Origin of the sequence: Microbacterium sp. T2.11-28, from assembly GCF_950097975.1 — a bacterium.
Taxonomy (GTDB): domain Bacteria; phylum Actinomycetota; class Actinomycetes; order Actinomycetales; family Microbacteriaceae; genus Microbacterium.
In genome coordinates this window covers 1-20,468 of sequence record NZ_CATNHF010000001.1, presented here as the reverse complement: position 1 = coordinate 20,468, position 20,468 = coordinate 1, and the positions used below count along the sequence as shown (strand labels likewise).

Below are 20,468 nucleotides of genomic sequence, written 5' to 3'. Positions count from 1 at the left end.
AAGAACCAAAACGGTAACGGTCCGACTGACAGCGTGGAACGCAACGGTCGACGTGCGGCGATGGGGGAGGTGTCGGTCGGGAGGTTGGTGACTGAGCGCTACGGCACCACGTCGATGAACGCGCGTCATGCGCCCGGAAGTCGGTCCGCACTAGCGCCAACCAGCTACCGATCGAGCGTCGAGCGGAGCGCCGGCGATATACCCACGGTCCCGCGCGCGTGCTGCGCACGGGCCTGATCGTCAGCGACGCGCACTGCGGCCGGTTGCGCATCACAGGCGCGCTGCTCGGCCGAGGCCGCGTCCACCACCCGCACGTCACGCTTGTACTGAGCCGTGAGCTGCCGCTGCTCTTCCTCGAGCTGCACGATGCGGTCCTTGAGCTTCGCTCGTGCTGCCTCGGCGGGGGAACTGATTCTCTCTGCTGGTCGAGTTGTCGTCAGGGATGCTCGCGACTCGGGACTGCTCTGATCGCTTGGCCCATAGCTCGTAGCTGAGCTGACTGGGCTCTCGGGGGAGCGGTGCTCGGTGTACCGCTGAGGCAATCGCTCCACGCATAGGTCACCTGGCGACACGACCGACCTCACACCGGAAGCCGGGAACGAGGTCCTGGTGCGACCCCTCCCCGTCTCCCTCACCGCCGACGAGATCGGCACCGACCCCGCCACCTCACCCGACGCCCCCCGGCCGGTGCCTGTCACCGCGTGGGTCCGATTCCCTGAGTCAGCGATACGAGTCAGAGGCGTCGCTGTCGCCGGGAACGACCGCGCCGTCTGCGTCGAATTCCAGCTGCGAGACGGCCGAACTCTCCGCAACTGGGCTTGGGCCAGCGCGGTCCAGCGACGACGCCCGTGACCGCGCACGGGCGTGCCATGCTCCGCGATCTCCTTCTCGGATGCACGATGAAGGCATGGATCAGCTCTGGCCGCAGATCATCATCGCGATTACGACGCTCGTCGCGTCTCTCCTCGGCTACACACTCGCGGGTCTCAATGATGCACGCCGCGATCTTCGCGTCGCTGCTGTGGCTGAGCTGACTCGAGCAGAGGAACGTCGAGAGCGAGCCCTCGAGGATAGGCACACGCTCCAGCTCAGCACGCTGCTCGAACTGCAAGACGCCGTTCAGCTGATGCTGCGGCTGACGGGAAAGTCGATCCACTTTGATCACATGCAGGCTCGCGAGCAGAACTACACCCAACTGGAGGATTCCCTCGACGCGGACCTGGTCAGAAACTCAATGGACATCCATAGACTGGTCAGCCGTGTGCTCGACGGGGATCTTCGCTCGTCCGTACTGGAGCTCTCGCGGCACGCGGACCTTCAGACTTCATTGCTGCCCCAACGACTCAAGGGGCTCGAAGGTGACGCGCTTGAGCAAGCTGCTCTGGCCGTCCTAACCGAGTTCGCCGCGGTCGCGGGGCCGGTCATGGAGTTGCTGGGGGAGAAGATCCGGGCGGAGATTGACTGGCAACGGGATGTCCCCGCTGTGGACCTGAGTCGATGACCGTAGATGCCGACGAGCTACGTGACCTGACCGACCAGCTTCTCGATCTCTGGCAGGCACACGGGGTAGCCCAGCCGCTGCATCAGCCGGCAGCCCGACGCGGTAAGCGCTTCGAAGGTCACGACGTCGCCCGCTTGACCGCGATTGTCGGTCTCACGCGGCACGTCCACGAGACCGCGTCGGCGATTGCTCTCCTTATCGACGCGGGTCAGATCAACACAGCGATCCCTCTCGTTCGCATGGCTTACGAGAATGCGCTCACAGCGGCGTGGCTCGCGCAGAGTGAGGAGGACCACGGGATCCGCGCTTTCCTTCTGGAGCACTCTCGTCAACGGGCCGCTCTCAAGACGAACTCTCTGAAAGCCGCATCCGCGACCTTCCGGGAGGGCGCATCACAGATCGCCGATGCCGATAGCACCGGCCTCACAGGCTCCCTGGACAGCGCCCGGCAGTTTCACGACATCTGCCTAGACCTCGCCCCCGGTGGTGAAGACGCGTACATCTACTACCGGATACTGTCAGCGCACTCACACGCCTCCGTGGGGATAGCCGACCTCTACTTTGCCCGGGCCCCCAGCGACGACACGATGCCAGCGTGGCGCGAGGAGCCCGACATAGCGTTCGGCGGTGCAGGTCCGCTGCTCTTCTTTACGGCATGCGCAATGGTCTGGAGCGCCAGGACTTTCTCCTATGTCACGAGGGACCAGGGCCATCGGGACGAGCTCCGTCGGATCGCGAGAGAGCTAAAGATCCAGTCCGACCTGAAACTGAGCGACCACTACCGCCGGCGACACGCTCAACGACGCCGCCAGGAGCGAGCGCAAGGGATCAACTGAACGGCAGCGACAGTCAGCCGAGCCATGCGGTGTGACGGGTCTCGGCCTGCCCACCACTGCGTTTGGTGACAGGAGCCAAGTGCTTGACCTGCGCGTACGCACGTGCCTGTTCGCTGTCTCCGATGGGCGTTCTCCCCATCTGGTAGAATGGAAGTAGAGAATCATAGTCGATTTGAGCGCACCTTGCAACCTTCTACCAGAATTCACAGCAAGTACGCACTTAAGTCGACGCGACTCGGGCCGTTGAGCGCAACGTGCGACCAACGAAAAATCCCCCGGAGGCTGAATCCAGGGGATTGATCGACGGCTCCCAAGACAAGGAAGTACCGAATTGAGCAAGAACAAGAATATCAAACGAAGCCGACTAGAGAGCCCATCGCGTGTGAACATCGCGGTGGGGAAAACCAAGTTCAGCGGCCCCGCGGCAGCCGTCGTGGCTGTGGTTTCGGGAATCTGCATAGCTGTAGTCGTCGGATTCTTCGCTCTGGTGATGGTCGTATCACTTCTCACGAGCTGGGCACCGCCAACGGAGTTCGTGGAACTGATCCGCGCCTTTAGGTGAGACTTCGCCGGCCGGCCCAGACCCGACGAGCCCGCTAGTTAGGCCGCGGGCGAGTGGATCGTCGACAACGGGCCAGTTCCCAATGCTCACCGAGAGAGTTCGGAAGGAGCCGAAGGGGCGTCAACTGAGGTATATGCTCCGCCCGTGGAAGCGTCTCAGGAGAAGATCGAGAAGGCTGCAGTCAGAGAGCTAGGCGGCATCGTCGACCGATGTGAGCGTCTTGAAGATCGCTTCAGCACAGGAGACAAGATGCCGCTCACCGATGGCGCCATTGATCTGTACCTCGACCATCGCCGAAAGGGCGGCCCTCAGCATCGAGTCCCCGTGCAAATCAAGGGATCGACCGCCCAAGCAAAAGCGAAGAAGTCAGGCACCTTCAAGTACGGCGTCCACCGCGACGTCATCGCATTCTTCCAGCGGGAAGGTGGCGGACTCTATTTCGTGGGTTCAATGCCCAAGGCTAGGCAGCCCGTGACGATGTACTTCGTCATCATCGGCCCCCACAAGGCCCAGCAGCTACTAGCCAAAATGAGCTCGGCTCAGAAGACAATATCCGTCCGAATGGAGCGGCTGGACTCACCCAAGCGGCTCGAGGACGTCGTGGGGTTCGCAGTCAGAGAAAGAGCTCAAGCGTACGCACCGCGTATTGATCTCACCACCCAAGACATGGGCAAGGTTCGTGTGACGCCCCTGAACCCGCTCGACCTCACGAAGCCTGTTCAGCTGCGGCAACTGGAGGACCACTTTTACGTCGAGGTGGAGCAAGCGCAGGGATACTGGGTGCCGGTTGACATAGATCTCACGATCTACCCCGGGAGCTATCTGCCCCGGAATGTCGCCATGCAAGTCTCATGCAGCGACGTGTTGTACGAGAGCGCCGTTGTGAGGCAGACGGGCGAAGAGTCGGGTGAACTTTGGTTGTCGCCGGCTCTCACCGTGAAGCAGCGATGGAGCATGGCCGGCGGGGGCGATCAGACCCTCGTCCTGGATACCCAGGGGAGCGTCGTTGACGCACACAAGGCACTGTCCTTCTTCCTCGCTGCGGTGAGTGGTGCGCCCGTGCTCATAAATGGACGCTTCGCCACCCATCTACCACCTGATCCGACCCCGAAGCTTAAGGGGGAGTGGGCGCGAGCCCGGGAACTTCATCGCAACCTTTCGCTCGTGATGGAGTCGCTAATCGCCCTGGCGATCGACCCCGGCAACGTTGTCTACGAGGACGTGATTGGGAAGGGCGGCGACGACCTCGTTCAGCTACACGACGCGCTCGTGGGTGGACGCGAGGTCAACGTTGCGATCGAAGGCGTGGGAAGACTAGATCTGACGCTCAACGGTTCAAGGATCATCCTGATCGTGGCACCCGGCAGCGACGACGAGCACAAACGCTTCTTCAACCCCTTCGACCCGGCAAATCGGTCTCTGTTCGCCGTCGTGTGGGTGAACGAGCATGGAATCGAGGAGATCTCCGCGACCGCATACGACGGCCTCGGAGCGGAGGATTTCGCTAGCGCGATGAACCTTCGTCTCGAAGGGATTGTCGAAGCGTACAAGCGAGAGGGTGACACACCCGTGCTGGGTGAACTTGGGCACCGAAACGTCCTCAAGATGCTCGCGGCTGCTGACACGGCGGACGAACGTCGTCGCGGTCTACTCCTGCAGGCCGCTCAAGAGCTCAACGACTGGGTCTGGCAAATCAACCCATCCACGGTGCATGATGTGAATCGACTACAGATCATTCGCCGTCGACGAGCGTTCACGCCCGACGAGCGCCGTGCGGCCATCACCCTCCGTCAGGAAGTCATAGCCACCAAGCCGCCCAACGGCCGAATGATCCTCGCCTGTCTCGCCATTCTGCTTGAGGACCCGGACGAACTCGCCGTCGCGCTGGAACGCCTCGAGCAGCACGAACTTGCTGACCTGCAATCACGCCCGATCTGGAACCTCAGGAGCAATCAGAGTCCGACCATCGAACCGAGATAGGCAGATTGGTTCCCGCAGTCAAGGCTGCATCCTCGGCGGCCCGAGCGATAGCCGCCCGTCATCCAAACTGACATAATGTGCATTATCGGCGAGTCTGCCGCCTCGCGTTGCCTGTCCGGCGCCCTAGGCTCGAGGAATGCTGGATGTGCTCACCGGATTCGTCGTCGTCGGTGTCGCGATCCTCGTGGGGTGGATCCTGGGCCGCATCGACCTGCTGGGTCCGCACGCCCGCCACGTGCTGGGACGGCTCGTCTTCTTCGTGCTGTCGCCGTTCCTGCTGTTCGTCGTGCTCGCCCAGTCCGACGTGCACACCCTGTTCTCGGCGCTGCTCCCGGTGTCGGCGATCGCGGCGGTGGTGATCTTCGCCGTCTACGGTCTCATCGCGCGTTTCTGGTGGCGCCGGAGCGTCGGTGAGACGCTCATCGGAACGCTGTCGGCCGGGCAGGTCAACTCGAACAACATCGGCATCCCGCTGTCGCTGTATCTGCTCGGAAGCGCGGCATACCCCGCACCGGTCATCCTCCTCCAGCTCATCGTCTTCACGCCGATCACGATGGCGATCTTCGAGGCGATCTCCACCGGTCAGCGACGCGTGTTCCCGATCCTCCGGCGCACGGTCACCAATCCGGTCGTCGTCGGCTCGGTGCTCGGCGTGCTCGTCTCCGTCTCCGGGATCGAGCTCCCGCCCGTCGTCCTCGAGCCCGCGGTCCTCCTCGCCAACGCCTGCGTGCCGGTCATGCTCATCTCGTACGGGATCTCCCTCCACGGTCAGCGCGTCCTCGGTGCGCGAGGCCGCCGTCGCGACGTCTTGCTCGCCACGGCGTTGAAGCTTCTCGTCATGCCGGCCATCGCCTGGTCCGTGGCGACGTTCGCGTTCGGACTCGCGCCGGCCGACGTGCTGGTCGTCACCGTGCTGGCAGCGCTCCCGACTGCGCAGAACGTGTTCAACTACGCCCAGCGGTTCGACATCGGCGAGACCATCGCCCGCGACACGGTGTTCCTCACCACTGTCGGCTGCGTCCCGGTGCTGCTGACCATCACGCTCGTCCTCTCCCCCACGTGACGACTTGTGAAACCGGTTCCGCGCGCATCCACACAGAGCACCCCCAACGGGACTATCCTGGCGCTGTTCCACTCAGGGAACTCCCAGAAAGGGGCACTCCACCATGTCCACCGACATCCCCGTCGAGAAGGCCGCAGTCAACGGCGTCCGGACCGCTCTCGGCCTGAGCGGCGTCCTGCTGCTCATCCTCGGCATCCTCGTGCTCGTGTGGCCGGGGAAGACCGCGGTGGTCGTCACCGCCATCTTCGCCATCTACGCGATCGCCGTCGGCCTCGTCTACGCAGGCCTCGGCATCTTCTCCAAGACCAAGGGCGGGTGGTCGCGCATCGGCCACATCGTCCTCGGCGTCCTGTTCGTGATCGCCGGCATCGTCGCCTTCTCGAACCTCGCTGTCACGGCCGTCTGGTTCGCGACCTTCGTCGGCATCCTCGTCGGCGTCACCTGGATCATGGAGGGCATCGTCTCGCTGTCGACCCTCGGTGATGCCGCATCCAAGGGCTGGACGATCTTCTTCGCCGCCGTCAGCATCCTCGCGGGCATCACCCTGCTCTTCTCCCCGCTGTGGGGTGCGCTGGTGCTGTGGCTCATCCTGGGCATCTCGGCCGTGGTCCTGGGCATCATCCAGATCGTCCGCGCGTTCACGTTCGGGAAGCAGTAGTCCGCTGCGAACGACGAAGGCCCCGGGGACGCTCCCCCGGGGCCTTCGTCGTCAGCCTGCGCCTGCGTGGTGCGCAGACTCAGGAGGCCGGCAGGTGGCGCTGCCACCAGTCGAGAACGGCGGAGAAGCGCTCGATGCGGTGGCGGGGCTGGCCCGAGCGGGTCAGCTCGTGATCCTCCCCGGGGAAGACGAGCATCTCCGCCTCGGTGCCCTGGCGCTTGAGCGCCGTGTAGTAGCGGGTCGCCTGCTCCAACGGGCAGCGGAAGTCCAGCTCCGAGTGCATCACCAGGGTGGGCGTGGACACGCGGGAGACGACGGCCATGGGACTCTGTGCCGCGATCGCGTCAGCCCCCGTGCCCACGTACTCGTCGCCGAAGAACGAGCCGATGTCGCTCGTGCCCTGGAACGTCGCGGGGTCGAGGAACCCGCGCTCGACGATGGCGCCGGCGAACCGGTGATCGTGGGCGATCACCCAGGCGGTGAGGTAGCCGCCGTAGGAGCCGCCCATGATGCCCACCCGGGCGCTGTCGAGACGTGCGTCCTCGGCGACGGCGGAGTCGAGGAAATCGATGACGTCGTCGAAGTCGACCGTGCCCATCCGCCCGCGGATGCTGCGACCGTGGGCGCGGCCGTATCCGGCACTCCCCCGCGGGTTGGAGTAGACGACGGCGTACCCTGCGTCGACGAGAACCTGCGTTTCGTCGAACGCGTGTATGCCATACGAGGCATAGGGTCCGCCGTGGATCTGGAGGATGACCGGGAACGGGCCTTCGCCGTCGGGAACGGCGATCCACCCGTGCACCGGATAGCCGTCCCGACCGGGGAATTCGCGCTCCACCGGACGCGTCACGCCGACGGTGCGCAACGTCGCCCCGAAATCGGTGACCGGTCCGTCTCCGACGACCACGAGCTCGCCGAACGAGTCCGGCGCGGCGACGGCGGCCACGATCCGCTCTCCGACGCCGTCGTCGATGCGTGCGGCGGCATGCCCGGCGACCTCCACATCGCCGTCGAGGACCGTCGTGACCTCGCCGGCGCGCGTCACCCGCAGCAGCTCCACGCGGCCGCGGGTGCGGTTCTGCACGAGGAAGTCGTCGCCCAGCGCCGTGATGTGCGACCCGACCTCGCCGAGGTCGATCGAGTCGGGGTCGGTGAGACGCCGCGGCGCACCATCGTCGACCAGCCAGAGGGCGTCGCCCGGGGCGATGAAGTCGATCCCGCTCTCGCCCATGTCGGCCGCGATCACGGCGATCGTGCCGTCGGGCGCGACGAGGATGTCGTCGAAGGCCAGGTTGTGCTCGATGCCGAGCACTTCCCGCTCCCCCGCGCCGTCGACCCGGACGGCGACGAGAGGGCCGCGCAGATCGCGGCGCTCGCTCTCGATCCGGTCGGGCACCGTCAGGATCTCGCTGCCGTCGCCCGTGAACACGGCGCCCTGGTAGGAGTCCTCGCCGGTCGTGAGCTGAGTCGCCGACGCCGCGACCAGCTTCTTGGCGGGCGCCTCCTCCTCGGCGCCCCGCACGGCGGGAGCGGGCTCGTAGAACGGCTCGGCGTCGACCGCCGGCGCGTCGATGACGAAGAGGTGCGACGGGCGGTCGGCGAGGTAGCCCAGGCCGTTCGCGTGCCAGCGCACCCCCGTGATGCGACGGGGCGATTCTGCCGAAGCCTCGAGGCCCTCGACGCTGCCGTAGCGGCCCGCCTCGGGCACCCGGGCGGTGTAGGCGAAGCGGGCGCCATCGGGCGACCACGCGTAGGACGACACTCCGGCAGGGGCATCCGTGGCCTGCACCGGCTCTCCCCCGCCCGCAGGCAGCACGTGGATCTGGGTCTTGCCCTTCGCGTCGGCGCGGAGGAAGGCGACGACCTTCCCGTCCGGCGACAGCTGCGGGCCCGCGTCGGCGACGCCCCGGGTCAGCCGCCTCGGCGAGCCGCCGGGAAGCTCCACGCGCCAGAGCTGGCCGACGTTGCGGTTGGCCACGAGGTCCGGCCGGGACGTCGCGAACACCGCGAACGAGCCGTCGGGGGCCAGGGCGGGTCGTCCGACGGAGACCAGGGTGTCGATGTCGTGTGCGCGCACGTCACTCGCCGCCGAAGGAGCTCACGTCGCCGATGAGCCGCGTGTTGTCCGCGGGGATCGGCTCGACCGCGGCGAGGGCCACCTCGGCGGCGAACTCGGACACGTTGTAGAGCTTGCCGGCCGACTCGCGGCGCGACTCGATGGCGCCGGGGTTCGCGCGCTCGAGGAGCGTGGCGGTGATGGTGCCCTCGATCATGTCGCCCGACACGACGACGAACCCGATGCCCTGCTCGGCGAGTTCCGGGATGCGCTCGCGCAGAGCATCCTCTCCGGCGCGCTTGGACAGCGCCACGACCTCGTACTCCGGCATCGTCGGCGTGGTGCGGATGAAGTGCGCCTGGTGGCTCGTGACGAACACCACGCGCGAGCCGTCGCCCAGCAGCGGCAGCGCCGCGTCGAGGACGCCGACCTGGGCGTCCCTGTTGAGCGTCATCGCGTAGTCCTCGGCCATGCCGCCCTCCATCCCTCCGGAGGCATTGAGCACGAGGAGGTCGAGCGAGCCGAAGCGCTCCTGCACCGCCGCGAACATCTCCCGCACCGAGTCGGCGTCGGTGAGGTCGGCGCCCACGACGAGGACCTCGACGCCGAGCTCGCGCAGCTCGGATGCGAGCTTCTCGGCGCGGGGCGCCTTGTTGCGGAAGTTGATGACCACGTTCGCACCGGCCTGCGCGAAGTAGCGCACGGTGTCGGCGCCGATGCCCCGCGAGGAGCCGGTCACGAGGGCGGTGCGGCCGGCCAGGGTGCCGGCGGGGATGGGGTGAGACATGACGCCGAGCCTATCAATCGACCCCCTCCGCAGCGGGGTGTTAGGGTTCGAGGAAGCGCCCCACGGAAGGAGCCCGGCCGTGCTGCCCGATCTCACGCAGTATCTCTGGATCGTCTGGCTCGTCCTGGCTCTGATCTTCGTCATCATCGAGCTGCTCACGCTGGAGTTCACGTTCCTGATGCTCGGCGCGGGCACCCTCATCGGCGGACTCGGGGTGAACCTCATCGGCGGTCCCTGGTGGGCGCAGGTGCTGGCCGCTGCGGCCATCGCCGCACTCCTCCTGTTCACCATCCGCCCCCTGCTGCTGAAGGCCCTCCATCGCAGCAGCGTTCTGCATCCGACCAACGTCGACGCGCTCTACGGCCTGGGAGGACGCGTGATGGCGCCGTTCGTCGAGGGCGCCGGGTCGGTCAAGCTCGACAACGGCGAGACCTGGACGGCGCGCCTGGTCGGGCCCGATCCCGGCCTCGACGCCGGCTCGCGCGTGGTGGTGACCGCCGTGCGAGGCGCGACCGTCGAGGTCGCGCCTCCGCCGCAGCCTGCGACGACCGACTGAACCCGACACGAAACGACACCGAGCAAAGGAGCCCTCGATGCCCGACATCGGCGCATTCATCGGACAGATCTTCATCATCGTCCTGCTGGTGGTCGTCGCGATCTTCGTGATCGTGGTGCTCTTCCGGTCCATCCGCATCATCCCGCAGGCCTACGCGGGCATCGTCGAGCGACTCGGGCGCTATCAGCGCACCCTGTCCCCCGGCCTGAACCTCCTCGTGCCCTTCATCGACCGCCTGCGACCGCTGGTCGACATGCGCGAGCAGGTCGTCTCCTTCCCGCCGCAGCCGGTGATCACCGAGGACAACCTCGTCGTCTCCATCGACACGGTCGTGTACTTCCAGGTGACAGATGCGCGCGCCGCCACCTACGAGATCGCCAACTACCTCGGCGCCGTCGAGCAGCTGACCACGACGACGCTGCGCAACGTCGTCGGCGGACTGAACCTCGAAGAGGCGCTCACCAGTCGCGACGAGATCAACGGCCAGCTGCGCGTCGTGCTGGACGAGGCGACGGGCAAGTGGGGTCTGCGCGTCTCGCGCGTCGAGCTCAAGGCCATCGACCCGCCCCACTCCATCCAGGACTCGATGGAGAAGCAGATGCGCGCCGAGCGCGAGCGACGCGCGACGATCCTCACGGCCGAGGGATCCAAGCAGTCGCAGATCCTCGAGGCCGAGGGGCGGCGTCAGGCCGATATCCTCCGGGCAGAGGGCGAGAAGCAGGCCGCCGTGCTGCGCGCCCAGGGTGAGGCCGAGGCCATCCAGATGGTGTTCCACGCCATCCACGTCGGCCAGCCGGACGAGAAGCTCCTCGCCTACCAGTACCTGCAGACGCTGCCGAAGATCGCCGAGAGCCCGTCGAGCAAGCTGTGGGTGATTCCGAGCGAGCTGACGGAGGCTCTCAAGGGCATCGGCGACGCGTTCGGGGGACGCGCGACGGCTCCGTCGCCGCGCACCGAGGCTCCCCGTTCGGCCGGTCCTGCCGGAGCCGCCGCCGACGAGGCCGCGGCCGCCGCACGCGAGGCCGCCTCCGCCGCGGACGACATCGCCACCGAGGCGCGCAACTCGACGCCGACGGGCGGCCTCCCGGCCGCGGAGTCCTGATCAGCGCGCAGACGCACCCGTGGTTCACGGCATCCGGTGCACCCCGGGTGCTCGCGCACCGCGGCTTCGTCCCGACGGCGGCCGAGGGGGTCGCCGAGAACACCGCGGCGGCCTTCGCGGCGGCGCACGCGCTGGGCACCGTCTACGTGGAGTCCGACTGCCATCTCACCGCCGACGGCCACGTCGTCCTGTTCCACGACGACGACCTCTCCCGGGTGGCCGGCGACGCCCGGCCGGTCGCCGCGGTGACGCTCGCCGAGCTGGAGCAGGTCATGGAGACCAGGGGCGGACTGCTGAGCCTTCGCGGAGCCCTGGATGCGTTCCCCACGCTGCGCTTCAATCTGGACGTCAAGGCACCGGCGGCCGCAGCGCCGATGGGGCGCGCGATCGCGCGCGAGGCCGACCGGGTGCTGGTGACGAGCTTCTCCGATCGCCGGCGCACCGAGGCCCTCGCCGCTGCACGCGCGGCGGGCGGCGATCCCGCCACGTCGGCGGGGAGCGCGACCATCGCGCGGGTCCTGGCGGCGGTGGCCTCGCGCTCTCCCCTGCTCGTGCGGCGGGCACTGGCGGGGATCGATGCGCTGCAGGTGCCCGAGCGGCAGGGGCGCGTGCGCATCGTCAGCCGCCGCTTCGTGGACGCCGTCCACCGCGCGGGCGCGGAGGTGCACGTGTGGACCGTGAACGCCGCCGAGGACATGACGCGCCTGCTCGATCTGGGCGTGGACGGACTGGTCACCGACCGGGCGGACGTCGCGCTGCGGGTCGTGTCCGCGCGCGCATAACCCGACGACACGACCGGCGGCCCCGAGCAGCCTGGGCATCGCCTGTGAAAGCCCCCTCGCACCCTCCCGTTCGGATGATGCGCACAGGTGAGGACGTTATACCTGACGAAGACGAGAGGACCACACAATGGCAGATCGCAGCCTGCGCGGCATGCGGATCGGCGCATCCAGCCTACAGAGCGAGGATGGCGTCGTTTTCCACGAGCGCGCGAACTTCACCTACGTGTGCACGCAGTGCTCACGAGAGACCGTCATGACCTTCGCGGCCGACGCGGAGGCCCCCGAGGCCTGGGAGTGCCGCACGTGCGGCGGCGAGGCCGTACTCCGTGTCGGCGACACGGTCGTCGAGATCGACCACTCCGGCGACAAGGTCGCACGCACCCACTGGGACATGCTCATGGAGCGCCGCACCATCCCCGAGCTCGAGGAGCTGCTCGAAGAGCGCCTCGCTCTGGTGCGCGCGCGCCGCGGCGGCACGGACGAGACCACGCGCCTCACCGCGTGACGCTCTGAGTCAGCCCCGCTGACCCTCGACGACGCCGGCTCCTTCGGGGGCCGGCGTCGTCGTCGTGCGCCGCCGCAGCCGCACCAGGAGGCCGGCGACCAGTAGGGCGGCCAGGCTCCCCCACCCCAGGAGCGTCTGCACGGCCCCGCCGAGGACGACCGCGGGCGTCAGACCGCTCCGCAGCGGCACATCGGTCAGCAGCGCGCCCGCCGTCCCCGCCGGCAGGGCGTCGATCGTCGTGCCATCGGGTGCGATCACCTGACTGGTGCCCACCGTCGACAGATTGACCACCGAGCGGCCGGTCTCGATCGCGCGCATGCGGGCGAACGACAGCTGCTGGAGGTTCTCGTCGGTGTCGCGGAAGTCGGCGTTGTTCGTCTGGAACATGTAGACCTGCGCTCCGTCGCGCGCTCCCTCCCAGATGACGTCGTCGTAGATGACGTCGAAGCAGATGGCCAATCCCACGCCGATGCCGCCGACGTCGAAGAACGGGGCGTTGGTGCCGGGCGTGTACTCGCGCTGGATGAGTCCGACCAGGTCGGGGGCGAGCATCTCGTAGAACCACCGGTCGGGCACGTACTCCCCCATCGGCACGGGGTTGCTCTTGTCGTGGAAGGCGACCGGGTTGTCCGCACCCGCCTCCCACAGCATCGAGGTGTTGAACGTGTCCTCGCCACGCTGGGTCGCGGCGTTGACGATGAGCGGTGCGTCGAAGGACGCCGACAGACCGTCGAGCACGCGCGCCACCGAGTCGTTGGCCGTCGGATCGGCGTCGATCCCGCCCTCCGGCCACAGCAGCACGTCCAGGTCCTCACCGGCCAGCGCCGCCGTCGCATCGAGCTGCGCCTGCAGCACCGCGTAGGGCTCGCGCTCGTCGAAGTATCCGGCGGGACCGTTGCCCTGCACCGCGCCGACTCGCATCGTGCCGGCGTCGCTCGTGGGGAACAGCGGGGTCGCGAGGAGCACGACGGCGACGACGACGGCCGGGACGACGCGCAGCGGCCGGCGCCACGCGCCGCTTCGGACGAGCTCGATCACGGCTGCGGTGAGGAAGACCATGAGGAAGCCGAGCCCCGTGACCCCCGTCCACGACGCGACGTGCGCGAGCGGGCTCTCGGCCTGGCTCATGCCGAGGCGGCCCCAGGGGAAGCCCGTGTACGGCCAGCTCCCGAGCCACAGTTCACGGGCCGACCACAGTCCCGCGACCAGAGCCGGGAGCGCCAGGAGCCGCACGAGAGGACGCCCCGGGGCGAGCCGGGGCAGCCACCGGTAGGCCCAGGCGAGTGCCACGGCGCCCACAGCGCTGAGCACGGTCTCCACGCCCGCCAGGGCGAACCAGGGCACCGGGCCGAGGTACCGGCTGATCCAGACGATGTGCACGAGGTAGAAGCTCGCTGCGAACGCCGCCCCCACCGCGACCGCTCCCCAGGCCGAGCGCCCGATCAGCGAGACGAGGGATGCCGCGACGCCCACGAAAGCCAGCGGCCACCAGCCGATGTCCGGGAAGGCGAGATCCAGCACCACGCCGCCGCCGATCGCGACGAGGATCGCGCTCCACAGCGGCAGGAGGGGACGGGCGGAGTCGGGCACGGGAGAAGCCACGGAACGAGCCTAAGCGAGGCTCAGACCGTCGAGTACGCGACGAAGCCGCGTCACTCAGCGTCCAGCGCCTTCCGCGCCGTGGTCGCCACCGGCGGGTCGGCGACCATCGAGAGCTGGTCGAGCAGGTCGATCGTCTGCTTGGTCCAGCGCACGAAGTCGCCCGCGGCGAGGTCCGCCTCGACGAGCACGCGATCGAGGGCGACCCCGCGCGCCCACGAGTGCATCGCCTGTGCGAGCCCCGCAGAGGGCGGCTCCGAGCCGGGCAGCCGGTGGTCGCGCTCCAGGTCGTCCAGCACCGCCCAGAGCTCCTGTGTGTCGCTCAGTGCGGCGCGGAAGGCCCCACGGGGCAGCGCGCGGTCGCCGGCGTCGTCACGGCGGGGCTCGTACACGAGGCAGCAGGCGAGGGCCGCGAGCCCGGGCGCGTCCAGCCCGGTCCACAGGCCGCGCCGGAGCGACTCGGCGACCAGCAGATCGCGCTCGCCGTAGATCCGCCGCATCGTCGCGCCCGCGTCGGTGAGCCGGCTGGTGCCGTCGGCATCCACCACGACGTAGTCGAGGGCGGCGAGCACATCGACGACGCGGTCGAAGATGCGCGCCACCGTGCCGGTGCGGGTCTCGATCTGATGACGGAGCTTGTCGATCTGCCGGCTGAGCTTCGCGTACCGCTCGCCCCAGCGGGCGTGCTTCTCCCGGTCGGGGCACGAGTGGCACGGATGCCGCTGCAGTCGGCGGCGCAGCGACTGGATCTGGTTCTGCCGCTGCTGCCGCGTCTTGGCCGGAGCGGTGCGGTCGGCGCGGTTGAGCTTCTCGAGATCGCTGAGCTCACGCCGCATCTGCGCGTACTCCGGGAAGTCGCCCCGATCGCACGCCATCGCCTTCGTGTAGCCGGCGAGCGACTCCTCGGCGTCCTTGACCTGACGTGCCAGCCCGACGACGGATCTGTCCGCCTGGAACTGCGCGAACGAGGACTCGAGGATCTCCCGCGCCCGCGGCCGGCCGAACTGGTCGATGAGGTTGACGGCCATGTTGTACGTGGGCCGGAAGCTGGAGTTCAGCGGATAGGTGCGCCGCGACGCGAGGGCGGCGACCGCCTGCGGATCCAGGCCCTCGGTCCACTGGATGACGGCGTGCCCCTCGACGTCGATGCCGCGGCGTCCCGCACGGCCGGTGAGCTGCGTGTACTCGCCGGCGGTGATCGCGACGCGCGCCTCGCCGTTGAACTTCTCGAGCTTCTCGAGCACGACGGTGCGGGCCGGCATGTTGATCCCGAGCGCCAGCGTCTCGGTGGCGAAGACGGCCTTGACGAGCTTGCGCTGGAAGAGCTCCTCGACGATCTCCTTGAACGCCGGGAGCAGTCCCGCGTGATGCGCGGCGACCCCGCGCTCGAGGTTCTCCCGCCACTCCCAGAATCCCAGGACGGCCAGGTCCTCGTCCTGCATCGTCCGCGTGCGCTCGTCCACGATCTGGCGGATCTCGTCGCGCTCCTCGCGGCTGGTCAGCCGCACGCCGGAGCGACGCACCTGCTGGACCGCGCCGTCGCACCCCGCCCGGCTGAAGATGAAGAAGATCGCCGGCAGGAGATTCGCCCGGCCGAGCAGCTCGACGACGTCGGGCCGGTCGATGCGCTCGATGCGCTGGACGTTGGCGGAGCGGACGGGCCGGCGTCCCCCCTTGTGCGGTCGGCGGTGCCCGGCCTCGTAGCCGCCGGAGGAGCGGAACTCCTGCACGCGGCGGTTGTTGTCGAAGTTCGACCCCTTGACGGAGCGGATCCGCATGAGCTCCTGGTTGACCTGCGCGGTCGCGATTCCGGCGCGGTCGTCGAACAGCGGCAGCAGGTCGCCGCGGACGAGGACGTGCTGCTCGAGCGGCACCGGCCGCGTCTCGGACACGATCACCTCCGTGTCGCCGCGCACCGTGTCGAGCCAGTCGCCGAACTCCTCCGCGTTGGACACGGTCGCCGACAGCGACACCAGCCGCACCTGCGGCGGCAGGTGGATGATGACCTCCTCCCACACCGCGCCGCGGAAGCGGTCGGCGAGGTAGTGGACCTCATCCATCACGACGTAGCGCAGACCCCGCAGCGCCGGCGAGTCGGCGTAGAGCATGTTGCGCAGCACCTCGGTGGTCATCACGACGATGCGCGCCGACCCGTTGATGTTCGTGTCGCCGGTGAGCAGTCCCACCTCGCTCTCGCCGTACACGTCCTGCAGCTCGCGGAACTTCTGGTTGGACAGTGCCTTCATGGGCGTCGTGTAGAACGCCTTCTCCCCCGGCTCCTGCATGGCCAGGTGCACCGCGAACTCGCCGACGATCGTCTTGCCGGCCCCGGTGGGGGCGGCGACCAGCACGCTGCGTCCCGCTTCGAGCGCGTGACAGCCGGCGATCTGGAACGGATCGAGGTCGAACCGCTGCGCATCGGCGAACGCGGTCGTCAGCGGATGGGAGCGCGCCGCCTCGGCGCGGGCGAATCGCCCGGCGGGATCGGTCACTGCAGCCCGTCCAGCACCGCGCGCTTGGCGCGTCGCCTGTCGAAGAGCATCGAGAGCCCGGCCGCGGCGAAGAACAGCACGATGAGGATGCCGGCCAGCAGGAGCATGCTGACGACGTCTGCGGCGGGCGTGGCGAGACCGGCGAAGACGACGGCGACGATCACCGCGACGCGCCAGCCCTTGATGATCGCGCGTCCCGTCATGACGCCCGCGAGGTTCAGTGCGACAAGGAAGACCGGAACGACGAAGGAGACTCCCACGACCAGCAGGAGCTTGAAGACGAAGTCGTAGTAGTACTTGCTGTCGAACCAGTTCGCAGCGCCCTCGGGGGTGAAGGTGGCCATGATCTCCACGATGTGGGGCATCACCCACCAGCCCACGTACACGCCCGCGAAGAAGAGCGGGATGGCGGCCGACACGAACCCGACCGTGTAGCGGATCTCCTTGCGCGTGAGACCCGGCATCAGGAACGCCCACACCTGCCAGATCCACACCGGCGCAGACAGGAGGAAGCCCACCGCGAACGCGATGCGCAGGCGCATGTCGAAGGGGCCCGTGACGGTCTGGTACATCAGACCGACCTTGTCCTCCATCCCGCGCTGCTCGGCGACCATGCGGATCGGCTCGGTCATCGCCCAGATGATGAAGTCGGTCAGGAAGAACGCCACGATCCCCGCCACCACGAGGGCGACGAGGGCGATGATGAAGCGTCGGCGGAGCTCGGTGAGATGCGCGGCGAGAGACATGCGCCGGTCACGGCGCGGCGCATCTTCGGCGGCGGCGGCGCGCTGGACCGTGGCCACGTGCGGTTACGGCTTGGGTGCGTCCGCGCTGCCCGTGCCTGCGGCCGGGTCGGCCGGGGCCGGCGTGGTCGCCTCCCCGGCGGGGAGGTCGGCGGCAGTGGACGTGGTGGTCGCGTCGTCGGCCTTCATGGCCTTCATCTCGCCGCGGAAGATCCGAGCGGACTGACCCATGCTCTTGGCCAGCGCGGGAAGCTTGGCGGCGCCGAACAGCAGCAGGATGACGATGAGCAGGATCCACAGGTGCGGACCAGCGAACAGGTTGGACATGGCATCCCCTCGTCAGAGCTTGTGGGAAAGTCTAACCCGCCGCGCCTGCGGGGACGCTCACCGGTACTGGTCGAGTCCCGCCTCCGCCCAGGCGGCGACCGCGCGCCGGGCACCCTCGGGACCCTCGACCTCGACGTCGCCGGCGTGACGGGCCGCGACGCGCTTGAGGCTGCGTTCGTCGGCGACCCGGATCTGCGCGGTCCGCACGTCTCCCGTGCCCGCGACGGTGGATCGGTCCAGGTAATCGGCCAGCAGCGGGATCACGGCGGCGCGGATGCGGAGATCGGCGACGGCATCCGTCTCGCTCGGCTCGAACAGGTCCGGGACGTGCTCGCCGCCGTGGGTGATCGGGATGTCGGTGGGACGCACGTCGGACACGCGGTCGAGGTGGAAGGTGCGCATCGCCTGCCGGAGATGGCACCAGCCCTGCAGGTACCACTGGCCCGACGCGATGTGCACCTTGACGGGGTCGACGGTGCGGGTGGTCACGGGGGCGTCGGGCGCCTTGTAGGTGAACGAGACGGCGACGCCGTCGCGCAGGGCGGCGGCGACGGCGACCCGCACGTCGTCGACCGCTTCGGGAGCCACGATCACCTCGGCGGGCACGCCCGACGCGCCGCGGGCGAGCTTGGCGAGGAGACCCTGCACGAGCCCGCTGTCGCCGACACCCGGGAGGGTCGCCGCCAGCTGGAGGCCCGCCAGCAGCGCCGCCGCCTCGCGGGCGGTCAGCCGCGGCGTCCGCTCGAGGCCGACCGTGTTCGTGATCGAGATCACCCCGTGCTCGTCGAGGAGGTCCCAGTCGATGTCGAAGAGGTCGTTCGCCATCTGCCAGAACCCGCCGTCGCCGGGCAGGCCGATGACGGTGAGCTTCTCGACCATCCCGCGCATCTGCGCCTCGGACACGTCGAACTCGTCCGCGGCCTCGGCCAGCGACACTTCGCCCTTGCCGATCAGATAGGGCACGAGCTGCAGGATCAGCGCGGCGCGATCGGTGGCGAGCAGTGGCTTGTCGCTCATCGCAGGCCCCCGTCCGTGTGGGTGGCCAGCGTGCGCTCGAGGCGTCGGATGACCTCGTCGCGCAGGTCGCCGGGCTCGACGACGCGCACCTCGGGACCGTACGAGGCCAGCTCGTCGGCGAAGACGTGGACGTCGACGTAGGGCACCCGGATGCCCTGCTCGGCGACGCTGGCGCGTCGGCTCAGCCGCAGGGCCGCCTCGGTGCCCGGCGCCACCTCGAGCAGCGCCTGCTGCCGCGCCGCGACGGCGTGCAGGCCGCTCAGCGCCTTCTCCCCCGCACCGTCGCGCAGCGACGGGTCGAACGCACGCTTGGTCACCTGGACGGGCGAGGCCACGCGCGAGAGCAGGAAGGTGCGCTCGGCGTTCTGATCGCGGTCGAAGCCGTAGACGTGCCAGCGTCCCTCGTACTCGAGCAGCGCCAGCGGTCGGACGCGTCGACGCCCGGGGGTGTCGTCGCCGGCCTTCAGATAGTCGAACTCCACTTCGCGCGCCTGCTCGATCGCGCGCTGGAGCGGCGCGAAGGCGGGCTCGCGGAGATTGATCCGCGGCGAGTAGCCGATGATGGGCGCGTCGACCTCGTTGCCGAGGGCGCGGATCTTGCGCAGTCCGCTGCGCGCCTGCGCGGACATGGAGCTCTCGCTCCACACCCCGCCGGCGAGATTGAGCACGGCCAGCTCCGCCGGGGTGAAGTCGATGTCGACGGGAAGCTCGTACTCGCTCGTGGGGATGCGGTAGCGCGCCTCGCGCAGGTCGTCGGGATCGGCGAAGTCGCCGATGGTCTCGATCGGGACGCCGAGACCGCGCAGGTTCTCCTTGTCGCGCTCGAACATCTTCTCGAGCGCGTCCTTGCCCGCTCCGGCCTCGCTCTGCTCGCGATAGCCCGACACCGAGGTGAGGATCGTGTCCTTCGTCAGCCCCTGGTCTGTCGCCAGGAGCGCCACGACGAGGTTGACGAGCCGCTCCTCGGGAGCGATGCGCGTCGATTCGGTGGCCACGCGACTCATCCTAGGACGGCCGCGGCCCTGGCCGGCGTCGCCTACTCCGTCGGGGCGGGCGCGTCGATGCCGAGGACGTCGATCACGAACACCAGCGTGGAGTCGCCGGGGATCGAGCCGGTGCCCTCGCTGCCGTAGCCGAGGTCCGGCGGGATCACCACGAGCAGCTGCGACCCGACGGTGGCGCCCTCGAGAGCCTGCGCGAAGCCCGGGACCACGCCGTCGAGCGTGACGGCCGCCGAGGCGCCGTTCTCCCAGGTCGAGTCGAACACCTCGCGATCTGCCCAGGTCACGCCCGTGTAGTGGATGCGGATGCTGTCGTCGGCGGTCACCGCGGGACCCTCGCCGCGCTTGAGCACCTCGACGGCCAGCTCGGTCGGCGGTGCCGCGTCGGGCACGATGATGCCGGGCGCGCCCGAGGGCGCGAGGACGACCGACGGCATGCCGGGGCGGTCGTTGTACTGCGGGACGCCGTCGGCCGCGGGGAGGTAGACCTTCTGGAGGTCGAGCACGACCGCCAGCGACTGGCCCTCGGTGAGGCCCATGCTGCTCGCCGCCTCCTCCGAGACCTGGTCGAACGGGATCGCGCCGACGACGCGGGAGCCCTCGGTGGCGCAGCGCATCATGTCCGCGAGGCCCGCGTAGTGCTCGACCCAGCCGGACAGCGGGCGGACGTCGGTGCCGGACGAGATCAGGGTCTCCCCCGATGCGCCGTTGGCGATCGCCACCGAGAACACGACGTCCTGGGCGTCGGAGGTGACGGCGGGGCCCTCGCCCACGGTGACGTCCTCGAACGAGGTCTCCTCGACGAAGACGGGATCCTTCAGGGTGAGGGCGGGGGAGCCCGAGGCGCCCGAGACGCCGATGAGGTCGAGCGCCGGGGACGACGCATCGGGACGCTCGCAGG

The 20,468-nt window shown here is 68.7% G+C and carries 19 protein-coding genes; 9 read left to right on the top strand and 10 right to left on the bottom strand.

Going from position 1 to position 20,468, the window contains the following annotated elements; translation table 11 throughout:
• Positions 1–164: 164 nt before the first annotated feature.
• Entirely contained in the window at positions 165–365 is a 201-nt protein-coding gene (locus QQZ13_RS00095; RefSeq protein ID WP_284527071.1) for a hypothetical protein, read from the bottom strand.
• A gap of 542 nt (positions 366–907) precedes the next feature.
• Here QQZ13_RS00095 and QQZ13_RS00090 point away from each other — a divergent pair.
• The 5 genes from QQZ13_RS00090 to QQZ13_RS00070 all read left to right on the top strand — a co-directional run bounded on the left by QQZ13_RS00090 (position 908) and on the right by QQZ13_RS00070 (position 6,600).
• A complete protein-coding gene (locus QQZ13_RS00090) occupies positions 908–1,501 on the top strand; it encodes a hypothetical protein (RefSeq protein WP_284527070.1) in 594 nt (197 codons plus the stop codon).
• Positions 1,498–2,337: a DUF5677 domain-containing protein gene (locus QQZ13_RS00085; RefSeq protein ID WP_284527069.1), complete on the top strand. Its 840-nt coding sequence runs from the start codon at positions 1,498–1,500 to the stop codon at positions 2,335–2,337. The genes QQZ13_RS00090 and QQZ13_RS00085 overlap by 4 nt, the downstream gene beginning before the upstream one ends.
• Before the next feature lie 706 nt (positions 2,338–3,043).
• Positions 3,044–4,879: a hypothetical protein gene (locus QQZ13_RS00080; protein WP_284527067.1), complete on the top strand. Its 1,836-nt coding sequence runs from the start codon at positions 3,044–3,046 to the stop codon at positions 4,877–4,879.
• Positions 4,880–5,015: 136 nt separating this feature from the next.
• Entirely contained in the window at positions 5,016–5,942 is a 927-nt protein-coding gene (locus QQZ13_RS00075) for an AEC family transporter (RefSeq protein ID WP_284527066.1), read from the top strand.
• Positions 5,943–6,045: 103 nt separating this feature from the next.
• Positions 6,046–6,600 carry an HdeD family acid-resistance protein gene (locus tag QQZ13_RS00070; protein WP_284527064.1) on the top strand — a complete coding sequence of 185 codons (555 nt, stop codon included), beginning with the start codon at positions 6,046–6,048 and terminating at the stop codon, positions 6,598–6,600.
• 79 nt (positions 6,601–6,679) lie between these two features.
• Here the strand turns inward: QQZ13_RS00070 and QQZ13_RS00065 are convergent, their stop codons facing one another.
• Both QQZ13_RS00065 and QQZ13_RS00060 read right to left on the bottom strand, forming a co-directional pair.
• Entirely contained in the window at positions 6,680–8,677 is a 1,998-nt protein-coding gene (locus QQZ13_RS00065; protein WP_284527063.1) for a S9 family peptidase, read from the bottom strand.
• A 1-nt stretch (position 8,678) separates the two neighbouring features.
• Positions 8,679–9,443: an SDR family oxidoreductase gene (locus tag QQZ13_RS00060; protein ID WP_284527062.1), complete on the bottom strand. Its 765-nt coding sequence runs from the start codon at positions 9,441–9,443 to the stop codon at positions 8,679–8,681.
• Between the two features lie 79 nt (positions 9,444–9,522).
• On the opposite strand from QQZ13_RS00060, the gene QQZ13_RS00055 reads away from it, so the two are divergent.
• The 4 genes from QQZ13_RS00055 (at position 9,523) to QQZ13_RS00040 (ending at position 12,388) form a co-directional block, all read left to right on the top strand.
• Positions 9,523–9,999, top strand: a complete 477-nt coding sequence (locus QQZ13_RS00055) for an NfeD family protein (RefSeq protein WP_284527061.1) — start codon at positions 9,523–9,525, stop codon at positions 9,997–9,999.
• Positions 10,000–10,036: 37 nt separating this feature from the next.
• Positions 10,037–11,101, top strand: a complete 1,065-nt coding sequence (locus QQZ13_RS00050) for an SPFH domain-containing protein (RefSeq protein ID WP_284527059.1) — start codon at positions 10,037–10,039, stop codon at positions 11,099–11,101.
• A 47-nt stretch (positions 11,102–11,148) separates the two neighbouring features.
• Positions 11,149–11,883 carry a glycerophosphodiester phosphodiesterase family protein gene (locus QQZ13_RS00045; protein ID WP_284527057.1) on the top strand — a complete coding sequence of 245 codons (735 nt, stop codon included), beginning with the start codon at positions 11,149–11,151 and terminating at the stop codon, positions 11,881–11,883.
• Between the two features lie 127 nt (positions 11,884–12,010).
• Positions 12,011–12,388 (top strand): RNA polymerase-binding protein RbpA, encoded by a 378-nt coding sequence (locus tag QQZ13_RS00040; RefSeq protein ID WP_284527056.1) that lies wholly within the window; start codon positions 12,011–12,013, stop codon positions 12,386–12,388.
• A gap of 9 nt (positions 12,389–12,397) precedes the next feature.
• Here the strand turns inward: QQZ13_RS00040 and lnt are convergent, their stop codons facing one another.
• From lnt to QQZ13_RS00005, 7 genes are all read right to left on the bottom strand, one after another.
• On the bottom strand, positions 12,398–13,990 hold the full coding sequence (gene lnt, locus QQZ13_RS00035) for an apolipoprotein N-acyltransferase (protein ID WP_284527054.1): 1,593 nt from the start codon (positions 13,988–13,990) through the stop codon (positions 12,398–12,400).
• 50 nt (positions 13,991–14,040) lie between these two features.
• Complete coding sequence (locus tag QQZ13_RS00030; protein WP_284527052.1) at positions 14,041–16,479, bottom strand: RNA helicase; 2,439 nt, start codon at positions 16,477–16,479, stop codon at positions 14,041–14,043.
• Positions 16,476–17,225, bottom strand: a complete 750-nt coding sequence (tatC, locus tag QQZ13_RS00025; protein ID WP_284527995.1) for a twin-arginine translocase subunit TatC — start codon at positions 17,223–17,225, stop codon at positions 16,476–16,478. The genes QQZ13_RS00030 and tatC overlap by 4 nt, the downstream gene beginning before the upstream one ends.
• A 63-nt stretch (positions 17,226–17,288) precedes the next feature.
• Positions 17,289–17,549: a twin-arginine translocase TatA/TatE family subunit gene (locus QQZ13_RS00020; RefSeq protein ID WP_284527050.1), complete on the bottom strand. Its 261-nt coding sequence runs from the start codon at positions 17,547–17,549 to the stop codon at positions 17,289–17,291.
• 57 nt (positions 17,550–17,606) lie between these two features.
• Positions 17,607–18,566, bottom strand: coding sequence for a YafY family protein (locus QQZ13_RS00015; RefSeq protein ID WP_284527048.1), 960 nt, complete (start codon positions 18,564–18,566; stop codon positions 17,607–17,609).
• Positions 18,563–19,561, bottom strand: a complete 999-nt coding sequence (locus QQZ13_RS00010) for a YafY family protein (protein ID WP_284527046.1) — start codon at positions 19,559–19,561, stop codon at positions 18,563–18,565. The genes QQZ13_RS00015 and QQZ13_RS00010 overlap by 4 nt, the downstream gene beginning before the upstream one ends.
• A 41-nt stretch (positions 19,562–19,602) precedes the next feature.
• The coding region (locus QQZ13_RS00005; RefSeq protein WP_284527045.1) for an FKBP-type peptidyl-prolyl cis-trans isomerase at positions 19,603–20,468 on the bottom strand (866 nt) is incomplete at its 5' end.